This window comes from Paenibacillus haidiansis, assembly GCF_036553665.1.
In the GTDB taxonomy this organism is placed as follows: domain Bacteria; phylum Bacillota; class Bacilli; order Paenibacillales; family Paenibacillaceae; genus Fontibacillus; species Fontibacillus haidiansis.
In genome coordinates this window covers 464,135-476,515 of sequence record NZ_JAZHPZ010000001.1, presented here as the reverse complement: position 1 = coordinate 476,515, position 12,381 = coordinate 464,135, and the positions used below count along the sequence as shown (strand labels likewise).

General features: G+C 55.0%; 10 protein-coding genes and 1 other annotated feature (1 of these 11 running past the window's edge). Of the genes, 9 read left to right on the top strand and 1 reads right to left on the bottom strand.

Features of this window, described 5'->3' with window-relative positions; translation table 11 throughout:
* Window positions 1-233, top strand: a binding site (T-box leader) (it extends 42 nt beyond the left edge of the window).
* An 82-nt stretch (window positions 234-315) separates the two neighbouring features.
* Entirely contained in the window at window positions 316-3,411 is a 3,096-nt protein-coding gene (ileS, locus tag V3851_RS02335) for an isoleucine--tRNA ligase (protein WP_331844868.1), read from the top strand.
* A 197-nt stretch (window positions 3,412-3,608) separates the two neighbouring features.
* Window positions 3,609-3,989 carry a DUF5665 domain-containing protein gene (locus V3851_RS02330; RefSeq protein ID WP_331844867.1) on the top strand — a complete coding sequence of 127 codons (381 nt, stop codon included), beginning with the start codon at window positions 3,609-3,611 and terminating at the stop codon, window positions 3,987-3,989.
* Here V3851_RS02330 and V3851_RS02325 read toward each other — a convergent pair.
* Complete coding sequence (locus tag V3851_RS02325; protein ID WP_331844866.1) at window positions 3,976-4,713, bottom strand: TraR/DksA C4-type zinc finger protein; 738 nt, start codon at window positions 4,711-4,713, stop codon at window positions 3,976-3,978. The two genes, V3851_RS02330 and V3851_RS02325, sit on opposite strands and share 14 nt — an antisense overlap.
* Window positions 4,714-4,921: 208 nt before the next feature.
* On the opposite strand from V3851_RS02325, the gene lspA reads away from it, so the two are divergent.
* From lspA to carA, 7 genes are all read left to right on the top strand, one after another.
* The gene (gene lspA / locus V3851_RS02320) at window positions 4,922-5,416 is read left to right on the top strand and encodes a signal peptidase II (RefSeq protein WP_331844865.1); all 495 of its coding nucleotides are present in this window, start codon (window positions 4,922-4,924) and stop codon (window positions 5,414-5,416) included.
* The gene (locus tag V3851_RS02315; protein WP_331844864.1) at window positions 5,413-6,360 is read left to right on the top strand and encodes an RluA family pseudouridine synthase; all 948 of its coding nucleotides are present in this window, start codon (window positions 5,413-5,415) and stop codon (window positions 6,358-6,360) included. The genes lspA and V3851_RS02315 overlap by 4 nt, the downstream gene beginning before the upstream one ends.
* 230 nt (window positions 6,361-6,590) lie before the next feature.
* The gene (locus V3851_RS02310; RefSeq protein WP_331844863.1) at window positions 6,591-7,844 is read left to right on the top strand and encodes an LL-diaminopimelate aminotransferase; all 1,254 of its coding nucleotides are present in this window, start codon (window positions 6,591-6,593) and stop codon (window positions 7,842-7,844) included.
* A gap of 467 nt (window positions 7,845-8,311) precedes the next feature.
* The gene (pyrR, locus tag V3851_RS02305; RefSeq protein ID WP_331844862.1) at window positions 8,312-8,857 is read left to right on the top strand and encodes a bifunctional pyr operon transcriptional regulator/uracil phosphoribosyltransferase PyrR; all 546 of its coding nucleotides are present in this window, start codon (window positions 8,312-8,314) and stop codon (window positions 8,855-8,857) included.
* Between the two features lies 1 nt (window position 8,858).
* Entirely contained in the window at window positions 8,859-9,770 is a 912-nt protein-coding gene (locus tag V3851_RS02300; protein WP_331844861.1) for an aspartate carbamoyltransferase catalytic subunit, read from the top strand.
* A gap of 87 nt (window positions 9,771-9,857) precedes the next feature.
* Window positions 9,858-11,150 carry a dihydroorotase gene (locus V3851_RS02295; RefSeq protein WP_331844860.1) on the top strand — a complete coding sequence of 431 codons (1,293 nt, stop codon included), beginning with the start codon at window positions 9,858-9,860 and terminating at the stop codon, window positions 11,148-11,150.
* 94 nt (window positions 11,151-11,244) lie between these two features.
* Entirely contained in the window at window positions 11,245-12,381 is a 1,137-nt protein-coding gene (gene carA, locus V3851_RS02290; protein WP_331844859.1) for a glutamine-hydrolyzing carbamoyl-phosphate synthase small subunit, read from the top strand.

Sequence of the window (12,381 nt, the reverse complement as noted above, 5' to 3'; positions counted from 1 at the left end):
CCCAGAGAGTTGGCATCCCGCTGAAAGCCAACGTTCAAGACGCCGACGGAATATCGTCCCGGAGAAGCCTAGCTGAATTTCCTTAAGAAAGTGTAAGCTATGCCGGCAGCCGGCCGTTATACCGGACCCATATGAAGCGTATGGGAAATAAGGTGCCATGCCGTCCGAAGGTTGATATACAATGGATTGCATGGAATTAGGGTGGTAACGCGAGCACAAGTCTCGTCCCTTTTGGGGCGGGGCTTTTTTTGTTTGAATCGATATGGATACAGCTCAATTCGGTTCGCCAGATTTTAGAGAAGGAGTAACGAGAAGATGAAAAAAGTCGATGTCAAAGAGCATGCCCGCACCCGGGACTTGCGTATTTTAAGCAAATGGAACAACGAGAACACATTTAAGCGGAGTATCGAAAACCGCGAAGGTCGTCCGAACTATGTGTTTTACGAAGGGCCGCCGACAGCCAACGGTTTGCCGCATATCGGCCATGTGCTTGGTCGGGTCATCAAAGACTTTGTGGGCCGCTATCAGACGATGAAGGGTTTCCGGGTCGTCCGCAAAGCGGGCTGGGATACGCACGGCCTTCCCGTCGAGCTCGGCGTGGAGAAGGCGCTCGGCATCTCCGGCAAGCAGGAGATCGAGAATTACGGCGTCGAAGCCTTCATCAAAAAGTGCAAAGCCAGCGTATTCGATTACGAAAAGCAATGGCGTGAATTTACCGAAGCGATCGCGTACTGGACCGATCTTGATAACCCGTACATTACGCTCGACAATAATTATATCGAAAGCGTATGGAACATCCTGGCGACGATTCACGACAAAGGGCTGCTGTACCGCGGCCACCGGGTCAGCCCGTATTGCCCGTGCTGCCAGACCTCGCTCAGCTCCCACGAAGTGGCGCAAGGGTATGAGGATGTGAAGGACCTTAGCGCGACGGCGAAATTCAAGCTCGACGGCACGGGCGAATATGTGCTTGCCTGGACGACGACGCCTTGGACGCTGCCCGCCCACGTCGCTCTGGCGGTCAATCCGGATATGGAATATGCGAGAGTCAAGCAAGAGGACGGCGTTTATATCGTCGCCAAAAACCTGGTCGAGAAAGTGATGAAGGGCGATTACAGCGTGGAATCGTTCCTGAAAGGCTCCGAGCTGGTCGGCAAGACATACACTCCACCGTTTAGCTATATCAAGGCGGATAAAGTGAATGTCATCGTCGGAGCCTCGTTCGTTACGGATGCCAGCGGTACAGGGATCGTACACATGGCGCCGGCGCACGGGGAAGACGACTACAAGACCTGCCGGGAGAACGGCATCTCCTTTGTCAGCGTAGTCAATGGACAGGGCCGTTACACGGATACGGTAACCGATTTTGCCGGACGCTTCGTGAAGGATTGCGATCTGGATATCGTCAAACTGCTGACTGAGCAAGGAACGCTATACAGCAAGGAAAAATACGAGCACAGCTACCCGTTCTGCTGGCGCTGCAAATCCCCGCTGCTGTACTATGCGATGGAAAGCTGGTTTATCGAAACGACGGCCGTCAAGGATCAGCTCATCGCCAACAACAATTCGGTCGAATGGTTTCCGGGCCATGTCCGCGAAGGCCGGTTCGGCAAGTTCCTCGAAGAGCTTGTTGACTGGAACATCAGCCGGAACCGCTATTGGGGCACCCCGCTAAATGTCTGGGTCTGCCCTGACTGTGGCGGACAGTTCGCGCCGCATAGCTCCGAAGAGCTTCGCGCTCACGCGGTAGGCGAAGTTAGCCCTGACCTCGAACTGCATAAGCCTTATGTCGACGAGGTGAAGGTCCATTGCCCGCATTGCGAAGGCGGAGTTATGGAGCGGACGAGCGAAGTGATCGACGTCTGGTTCGACAGCGGCTCGATGCCGTTCGCGCAGCATCATTACCCGTTCGAAAACGAGGACACATTCAAACAGCAGTTCCCGGCAGACATGATCTGCGAAGGGATCGACCAGACGCGCGGCTGGTTCTACAGCCTGCTGGCCGTCTCGACGCTGTTTACGGGCAAGGCGCCGTATAAAGCCGTCATTGCGACGGGGCTTGTGCTGGATGAAAACGGCCAGAAGATGTCCAAATCCAAGGGTAATGTCATCGATCCTTGGGATATCATTAAGGAATTCGGCACCGATGCGTTCCGCTGGGCTCTCTTGTCCGACAGCGCGCCGTGGAACAACAAGCGGTTCTCCAAAGGAATCGTGGCGGAAGCGAAATCCAAAGTGGTGGATACGCTCGTCAATACGCATGCGTTCCTTACCCTGTATGCGGGTATCGACGGCTACAAGCCGGAGGAACACGCTTACCGTCCGTCGGTCAACAAGCTGGACCGCTGGATTCTGTCGCGGCTCAATAGCCTGATTCTGCTGGTCGACAAAGGGTTGCCCGTGAACGATTTCGTCAATACATCGCAGGCGATCGAGAACTTTATCGACGAGCTGAGCAACTGGTATATCCGCCGTTCGCGCGACCGCTTCTGGGGCAGCGGTCTTGGCGAGGACAAAGTGTCCGCGTACCAAACCCTGGTGCATGTACTGCTTACGCTGTCCAAGCTGATGGCGCCGTTTACGCCTATGCTGTCCGAGGATATTTACACGAACCTGGGCGGCGGAGAAAGCGTGCATCTGGCCGATTTCCCTGTAGCCGACGAATCGCTGATCGATGCCGCGCTGGAAGCCGATATGGAGAGCGCCCGGCAAATCGTCGAGCTGGCGCGCAATGTCCGCAACGAGACGGGCATCAAGACGCGTCAGCCGCTGTCGAGCCTGATCGTCTCGATGGACCGCGAGTTTGCCGTTGCCGAGTACGAGGAGATTATCAAGGACGAGATCAATGTCAAGGCGATCGATATCGAAACCAGCGACAGCGGGTTCGTCGATTTTACGCTGAAGCTGAATCTGAAAGTCGCCGGCAAGAAATACGGCAAAAACGTCGGTTTCCTGCAAGGCTTCCTCAAAGGCCTGCCTGCTGAGGAAACGCGCCGTATCGTCGAGAACGGCGTCGTCAATGTGACCTCGCCGGAAGGCGAAGAACTGTCCGTGACGGCGGAGGAACTTCTGATCGAGAAGCAGGCCAAAGCCGGCTTTGCTTCCGCTTCCGGCTACGGTATCACCGTTGCGCTGAACACCGACATCACGCCCGAGCTGGAGCAAGAGGGCTGGGTGCGCGAAGTGGTCCGCGCCGTGCAGGATACGCGCAAAAAGCTCGACCTGCCGATCGAGCAAAGGGTGCATCTGACGCTGGATGTTGACGATGAGCTGAAGGCGGCCATCGAAGCGTATGAGCATGTGCTGAAAGAAAATGTGCTGCTTAAAGATGTATCCTTCGGAACGGCGGAGGGTCAAGCGGAAGCCGTGGATTTGGGCAGCAAGAAGATCGGCGTTTATATTCAGGCGTAATCCGTACTGTACCAGCCACGGGTTATCGGGAGTAAACGATAAGAGTTAGGCACTACGGTTACCATCCTATAGAGTATGACGGGTACGCCCGGAGGCCATACTAGAAGCAACCAAGAAGAAACGAGCTTGGGTGCGGCATTCTTCATTTCAGAAAGAGGCCGCCCCGGCTCGTTTCATTTTGCTAGAGGAGGTGCCGGGTGAAGCGTAGTATATGGAACAGGAAAGCGCAGAAACGGGCGGATGAGGAGGAGCGGTGGACTCAGAGCGCACCCCCGGTAACCTCCGAAGAGCAGATTAGCGCCATATACCGGCTGATGCTGAATTGGACCCGGGAGCTGGAGAAATCCAGAATTACCGAGTATACGCAGCTGCTCAACCGGCCGTGGCGCTTGATCTGGCTGAATGTGCTGTCCGGAACGGCCAGGGGTGTCGGGATCGCGATCGGTTTTACTTTTTTTGCCGCGACGATCATTTATGTGCTTCAGATACTTGGGGCTTTGAATCTGCCGATCATCGGCGACTATATCGCCGACATCGTGCGCATCGTGCAAAGGCAGCTCGAGCTTAATACTTATTAGATCCCGTGCCCAGCGAATCTTCACTTTCCAGGTGCCGGGTGGCTTTCATATGTTTACGGTATACGCCGTTGCGGTAAAAACACGCGTTCTGCCCGTAAATATCGGTGGCGACGAACGACTCGTAAGGTTCGACAAACCCGTCGAGCTCACCGGAAGCTTCGATCTCCATATCGTTGTAATCGTCGATTTCGTTATCCTCGGCGAGCGCGGGCGTATTGGACGTGCCGAAGCTTTCGACGATCTGCCACGCGTCCTCGCCGTCGAAGCCGTTCTGATCCTGAAGCTCGTCCAGACTGGTTCGGCCGAACGGCGGCGCGAGGAATTGCTCTTCCACCGGGCGGCTGGCGGACACGAAAGATTGCGGGCTGTGCTCCTTGCAGTAAGACGTTTCCGGCACGGCCTGAAGCCGATCGAAGCCGATCGGCTGGCCGCAGGTTTCGCAGAAGCCGTAGGTCCCTGCTTCGATTCGTTCGAGCGCCCCGTCAATCCGGGTCAGCCGCAGCTCGTCATGTTCATTGAGCGCCAGATCCTTGCCGCGTTCAAACATCTCGGAGCCGACGTCGCCGGGATGGTTGTCGATGGCGGACAGCTCGCTCGTATTGTCGCGCAGGGAACCGCGGAGCCCGTAATGCTCCTTTTCCTCAAGCCTGGCGGAAATTTCCTGACGTGCGGCTTCCAGCTCGCTTTTTAGCTCTGACAATTGCTGTTTGTTCAAATGAGACATAGCGCATCTCCTTTCGGGTACATATCCGGCTTGGGTATGACAACGTAAAGCTATTTTGCGCAAATGTATGACGTTTTACCTAAGGAAATTCCTTTCGCTTAATGGACGGGCGAATTGCGGCTGTGCTACAATATACAGGTCCTACATGTGGTTATTTCTGCCGACCGAATGCTTCGGCAGCTATCGAAAAAACGAGGTGACTTTCCGCGTGATTTATTTTGTTATCGCATTGATTCTGTTTTTAATTGACCAGGGAACGAAGTATCTGATTGCTACGGGTCTGACGATCGGGGAACAAATCCCGGTCATCGGCAACTTCTTCCTGATAACATCGCATCGGAACACGGGCGCCGCCTTTAGCATTTTGGAGGGGCAGCGCTGGTTTTTTATCGTTGTCACGACGGTGGTTGTGATAGGGATCGTCTGGTATTTGCTGAAGATCAAATCGGGCGCGAACAAGCTGCTGCCCACCGCGCTCTCGCTTGTGCTGGGCGGAGCCGTCGGCAATTTTCTGGACCGGGCGCTGACCGGCGAGGTTGTCGACTTTTTGCAGTTTAATTTCGGCAGCTATACCTTCCCGATCTTTAATGTCGCCGATTCCTGCATCGTGGTCGGAGTCGCTTTGATCGTACTGGATTCCCTGCTGGAAATCCGCAGAGAAAAGCGCCAGCCGTCCGAAAGCAAACAAGAGGAGCAAGTATGAACACTGAGAAGCCTTTTATTGACATCGAAGACGGACAAGCAGAATGGACGGCGGATGCCGCGTCGGCCAAGGAACGGATCGATAAGCACATTAAAGAGCAGGTGGGCGAGGAGTATTCGCGCAGCCAGATCCAGCTATGGATCGAGCGCGGCGATGTGCTTGTCAACGGGGCGCCGATTAAGGCCAATTACAAGCTGTCCGAGGGCGATTTCGTCTCCCTGACGATTCCGGAAAGCGAACCGGCGGAGATTGTTCCGGAGGATATCCCGCTTGATATTTATTATGAGGACGGGGACGTAATCGTGGTCAACAAAGTGCGGGGCATGGTGGTGCATCCCGCACCGGGGCACGCATCGGGAACCCTGGTAAACGCCTTGATGTTCCATTGCAAGGACCTGTCGGGGATTAACGGGGAACTGCGTCCCGGTATCGTTCACCGGATCGATAAAGACACCTCGGGGCTGCTCATGGCCGCCAAGAACGACAAGGCCCATGCTTCGCTGGCCGCACAGCTTAAAGAGCATTCGGTCACCCGCAAATATTTTGCGCTCGTTCACGGCAATGTAAGCCATGACCAAGGGACGGTCGACGCGCCGATCGGGCGCGATCCGCAGGACCGCAAAATGTATACCGTCATCGAGCGAAACAGCAAGGAGGCGGTCACACATTTTCACGTGGTCGAGCGCTTTGGCGATTATACGCTGCTGGAGCTGAAGCTGGAAACCGGAAGAACCCATCAGATCCGAGTCCATATGAAATTCATCGGGCATCCGCTGGTCGGCGACCCGTTGTACGGGCGGAGCAAAGGGATCAAGATGGATGGCCAGGCGCTGCATGCCGCCGTTTTGGGGTTCGTTCATCCCACGACCGGTGAATATCTGGAGTTTAGCGCGCCGATCCCGGACGATATGGAAGAAGTGCTGCACGCTCTGCGCAACCGCTGATTTTGAAAATATATTAATGAATCAAAAAGTATAAAGCCGCATCTTTGGTACAATCATGTAATTAATCTCATGATAAAGCCAAGGATGCTTTTTTTATTGCATATAGGTTTACAGCGCATTCTTTACTCTTAGTGGAAAAGTACAAACGATCTGGTGATTAATCCATTCTCTAAAAACTTGAATTCCAGCATATTAAAAAGGGAGATTTTGAAGAAGGAGATGGGCTTTTAATGAGTATCGAACTCTATCAGGAAACATATATTCAGCAGCAATTCGCGGACCGGATCGGCGGCGCAAATTACGGAAAAGACACCGCTATTTATAAATTCGAAAAGATCAAACGGGCGAAAGCGGCGGCCAAAAAAGATTTTCCGGATGTGGAATTGATCGATATGGGCGTCGGCGAGCCCGACGAAATGGCGGATGCCGGCATCGTGGCGAAGCTGGCCGAGGAAGCGGCCAAGCCGGAGAACCGCGGATATGCGGACAACGGAATTCCCGAATTCAAAGTCGCGGCGGCCAGGTACTTGCACGAAGTATTCGGCGTGGACGGGATCGACCCGGACACGGAAATCGTCCATTCCATCGGCTCGAAGCCGGCGCTGGCCATGCTGCCGTCCTGCTTTATCAATCCGGGAGATATTACGATCATCACCGTACCGGGGTACCCGATCATGGGGACGCATACGAAATATTTGGGCGGGGAAGTGTACACCGTTCCGCTGACGGAGGAGAACCATTTCCTGCCGGATCTCTCTTCCATCCCGGAAGATATCGCCCGCAAGGCGAAAATGATTTATCTGAACTACCCGAACAATCCGACCGGCGCCAGCGCGACCGTGGAATTTTTCACGGAAGTGGTGGAATGGGCGAAAAAATACAATATCGTCGTCGTTCATGACGCGCCGTATGCGGCTTTGACATATGACGGTTTGAAACCGCTCAGCTTCCTCTCCGTGCCGGGAGCGAAGGATGTGGGCGTCGAGCTCCATTCCTTGTCGAAGTCCTACAATATGACGGGCTGGAGAATCGGCTTTGTGGCCGGCAACCCGCTGATCGTCAAGGCATTCAGCGATGTGAAGGACAACAACGACTCCGGGCAATTCATCGCGATCCAGAAGGCGGCCGCCTACGGTTTGGCACATCCGGAAATTACGGAAGGAATCGCCGAGAAGTATTCCCGTCGTCACAATATGCTCGTTGACGCTCTGAACGAACTGGGCTTCAGCGCCAAGAAGCCGCAGGGTTCTTTCTTCCTCTACGTGGCGATTCCCAAAGGCGTTGAGGGAGGTCCGACTTTTACGACAGCAGAAGATTTCTCCCAGTATCTCATCCGCGAGAAGCTGATCTCGACAGTGCCGTGGGACGACGCGGGGCATTTTGTCAGGTTCTCGGTTACCTTTGCGGCGCAGGGCTTTGAAGAGGAAAGACGCGTGATCGCGGAAATCAAACGACGTTTGGGCGAGGTCAAGTTTGTATTTTAATGTGTTTTATTGAGAAAATATTCTTTCTTCATCTATAAACCGTCCGGCCAAGCGCCGGGCGTTTTTTTATATCGGAACATGCATCCAAAAAATCGGATTGAATAAATATGAGATATGGTGTATATTTATAACTAATAAAATCTCAAGGACTCATTTAGATAATTCCATTGCCTTTTTGAACAGGAACACATATCCAGGGCCGACTGTCTTGACAGGCCGAACGTATTCTGTCATAATTCATGTAAATCAATAGCACCTTTAATTCAGTCCCGTGAGGCTGGCAAGGTAACGTGAATGAAGATGCAGGGAGAACCTACGCTTATTGCTGCGGCGATGCGTACCCTGATATCGACATGACAGTCATGGTTCGAACTGTGACTAAGACTCCTTGCCTGGATCAGGCAAGGAGTTTTTTTGTGGCCTATCACGGATGCTGGATAATAATAATCCCGAGGAGGCAGATTTAAGTGAGCACCGAGAGTCGTATTATTATGGATGAAATGGCTGTACGCCGCGCTCTGACGAGAATCGCCCATGAAATCATCGAACGCAATAGCGGTGTTGAAGGCTGTGTTCTGGCCGGTATCAAAACGCGGGGCGTATTCCTGGCCAAACGGCTTGCCGAACGATTGGAAAATATCGAAGGGACATCGATTCCCTGGTTTGAGCTTGACGTCACCTATTACCGCGACGATCTCCCCGCCGAGCGGCGAGAAGCCGAGCGGAAGGACGTTCCTGTAGATGTTCATAACAAAAAGGTCATTCTGGTGGACGACGTTCTATATACGGGCCGGACGATCCGCGCCGCGATGGACGCCCTCATCGATGCGGGCCGGCCGGAATCGATTCAGCTCGCCGTCCTTGTAGACCGGGGGCACCGGGAACTGCCGATCCGCCCGGATTACATCGGCAAAAACGTGCCGACCTCCAAGTCCGAAGAAATCGGCGTGCTGCTGGAAGAAAGCGACGGCTCCGACGAGGTCCGGATCTTGCAAGCGCGGGAGGGACAATGACATGACGATGACCGCATCCGCATTGAAAGAGCACAGTTTACTGGGGCTCAAAGAGCTTAGCGCCGGGGAGATCATGTCGATTTTGGACCGCGCCGCTTACTGGGAAAGCCGGGATGAGAAGGTGACTCCCGTCCTGAAAGACCGTTTCGTCGCCAATATGTTTTTTGAAAACAGCACAAGAACCCGCTTCTCCTTCGAAATGGCGGAAAAAAGACTCGGTGCGCAGGTGCTGAATTTCGCGGCCGCAGCATCCAGTGTGGAGAAGGGCGAGTCGATTTATGATACGGTGCGTACCCTGGAATCGATGGGCATCGACGCCGGCGTGATCCGGTTGAAGCCGGTCGGCGTACTGGCCGAGCTCGCTACCAAGGTGTCCGTGCCTCTCGTCAATGCGGGCGACGGAAACAATGAGCATCCGACCCAGGCGCTGCTCGATTTGTATACGATGAAAAAGCACTTCGGAGACTTAAAAGGGCTGAACGTATCCATCATCGGGGACATTAAACACAGCCGGGTAGCGCGTTCCAATCTGTGGGCGCTGCGAAAGCTGGGGGCGCAGGTCAAGCTGTGCGCCCCGGCGAGTATGCAGGCGCCGGAGCTCGCCGAGTATGCTCCTTATGTGCCGATGGACGAAGCGCTCTGCGCCGATGTGGTCATGATGCTGCGCGTGCAGCTGGAGCGCCATGCCGAGGGCCTGTTGAAATCGCCGGATCAATACCGGCTGGAATACGGGCTGACCGAGGAACGGGCGGCAAAGCTGCTCCCGCATGTACTTATCATGCACCCGGCTCCGGTGAACCGGAATGTGGAAATCGACGACGCCGTGGTCGAACACCCGCAATCGCGGATTTTCGCCCAGATGTCGAACGGTGTGCCGATCCGGATGGCGGTTATGGAAAGAGCAATGAAATAATCAGCCGAATTGATGCCGATGACTTGATAAATTATCTGAACTCATACTTGAACGTCTTTAAATAGAGCAAAGCGGAGGTTTCGGCAAATGCGCCTTATCATTCATAACGCAAGCGTCCTGAACGACGAAGGACAGTTGGAAATCAAAACAATCACGGCCGAGGATGGCGTGATTAAGCAAATCGCAGCTATGGATTCGGTACCGGATGCGGGAGCTTTCGGAGAGGACACGCGGGTGATCGACGCCGCGGGCAAGCTGGTAACGCCAGGATTTATCGACATGCACGTCCATTTGCGAGAGCCGGGATTCGAACATAAAGAAACGATCGAAACCGGCTCCCGCTCGGCGGCCAAGGGCGGATATACGACGATCGCCTGCATGCCGAACACCAAGCCGGTGACGGACAGTCCCGAAATCGTATCGCTGGTGCTGGAGAAAGCGCAGGAAGCCGGTCTCGTCAACGTCCTGCCCTATGCAGCGATTACGAAGAACGAGCAGGGCCGCGAGCTCACCGACTTCGCCGCCCTGAAAGCGGCGGGAGCGATCGGATTCACCGACGACGGCGTAGGCGTGCAGACCGCGCAGACGATGAAGGACGCGATGGCTTTGGCCGCTTCGCTGGGCATGACGATCATCGCGCACTGCGAAGACAATTCCCTGGTCGAAGGTGCTCCGGTAGCCGAGGGCGAATTTGCCAAGCGCCACGGACTGAAGGGGATTCCGAACGAATCGGAGGCGATTCATGTCGGCCGGGATATTCTGCTGGCGGAAGCGACCGGGGTTCACTACCACGTGTGCCATGTCAGCACGGAGCAATCGATTCGGCTGATCCGCCAGGCGAAGGAGATCGGGATCAACGTTACTACCGAGGTTTGCCCGCATCACCTGCTGCTGTCGGAGGAGGATATTCCGGGACTCGACGCCAACTGGAAGATGAACCCGCCGCTGCGCTCCAAGCGGGATGTGGAGGCCTGCATTCAGGCGCTCGAGGACGGCACGATCGACATGGTCGTGACGGACCACGCTCCGCACAGCGCGGAGGAGAAAGCCAGGGGCATGCAGCTCGCCCCGTTCGGCATCGTCGGATTCGAAACGGCCTTCCCGCTGCTTTATACGAAGTTCGTAGCTTCGGGCCGTTGGAGCCTCGATATGCTGGTTAAACGGATGACGGCGGACCCGGCCCGCGTATTCGGCCTCAGCGCCGGCCGTCTTGAGGCCGGGGCGCCGGCCGATTTGACCATCGTCGACCTGGAGAAAGAAAAGGAAGTGAATCCCGAGGAGTTTGCTTCCAAGGGACGCAACACGCCGTTCGGCGGCTGGAAGCTGAAAGGCTGGCCGGTGACGACGATCGTGGCGGGCAAAGTGATTTGGAGCGAGTAAATTTCGAATATATCAAGAGTCTGGCGTAAGTACAATTTACGGGAAGGTTGACTTTGACAACCTCTAATTATAGATGCAAAAGGAGTGCTGCAGGATGCAGGCAAGATTGTTGTTGGAAGACGGCACGCTGTTTACCGGAACATCATTCGGCGCGGAAGCGGAGAAGACCGGCGAAGTCGTTTTTAATACGGGAATTACAGGATATCAAGAAGTATTGTCTGATCCTTCTTACTGCGGACAAATCGTGACGATGACGTTTCCGCTGATCGGGAATTACGGGATTTCGCGCGACGATTTCGAATCGATCGCCCCGTCGATTCACGGATTCGTCGTCCGCCGCTATGAGCCGACGCCAAGCAATTGGCGGGCGCAGTACAACTTGGGAGATTTGCTAAAGGAATACGGTATCCCGGGAATTTGCGATATCGACACGCGCATGCTGACCCGGATTATCCGCCAGTACGGAACGATGAAAGGGATTCTGACGACGTCGACGAAATCGCTGGCCGAGCTTCAGGATATTATGGCCTCGACCAGCATCGACGAGCTGCGCAACCAGGTTGCGCGGACCTCGACACAGAGCGTCTACAGCAGCCCTGGCTCGAAGGAGCGGATCGTGCTCGTCGATTTCGGGGCGAAAAGCGGCATTCTCCGCGAGCTGAACAAACGGGATTGCGACGTCGTGATCGTACCGCACGATACGACGGCCGAGGAAATCCGTCGCCTTCATCCGGACGGGATCCAGCTCTCCAACGGACCCGGGGATCCGAAGGATGTACCGTATGCCGTGAACATGATCTCCGAGCTGCTCGGCGAGTATCCGATCTTCGGCATCTGCCTGGGACATCAGCTGCTGGCCCTGGCCTGCGGCGCGGACACGGAAAAGCTGAAATTCGGACACCGGGGCGGCAACCACCCGGTCAAGGAGCTGGAAAGCGGCCGGTGCTTCATCACATCGCAGAACCACGGATACACGGTGAACGAAGCTTCGCTTAAAGGAACAGACCTCGCGGTAACGCATATCAACAACAATGACAAAACGGTCGAGGGGGTCAAACACCTCAAATATCCGGCCTTCTCGGTTCAATATCACCCGGAGGCGGCCCCGGGACCGCATGATAACAGTTACCTGTTCGACCGGTTCATCGAGATGATCCGCGAACACAAACGGCTTAACCCGCAAAAACCGCGTCAAGCCGAACTGGTGGCCGCAGCGAAAGGAGCACTATAA

Coding starts and splice junctions, on each gene's coding strand:
- ileS (WP_331844868.1), top strand. CDS start 316: ATGAAAAAAGTCGATGTCAAAGAGCATGCCCGCACCCGGGACTTGCGT.
- V3851_RS02325 (WP_331844866.1), bottom strand. CDS start 4,713: ATGTCTCATTTGAACAAACAGCAATTGTCAGAGCTAAAAAGCGAGCTG.
- V3851_RS02315 (WP_331844864.1), top strand. CDS start 5,413: ATGAACACTGAGAAGCCTTTTATTGACATCGAAGACGGACAAGCAGAA.
- V3851_RS02310 (WP_331844863.1), top strand. CDS start 6,591: ATGAGTATCGAACTCTATCAGGAAACATATATTCAGCAGCAATTCGCG.
- V3851_RS02300 (WP_331844861.1), top strand. CDS start 8,859: ATGACGATGACCGCATCCGCATTGAAAGAGCACAGTTTACTGGGGCTC.
- V3851_RS02295 (WP_331844860.1), top strand. CDS start 9,858: ATGCGCCTTATCATTCATAACGCAAGCGTCCTGAACGACGAAGGACAG.
- carA (WP_331844859.1), top strand. CDS start 11,245: ATGCAGGCAAGATTGTTGTTGGAAGACGGCACGCTGTTTACCGGAACA.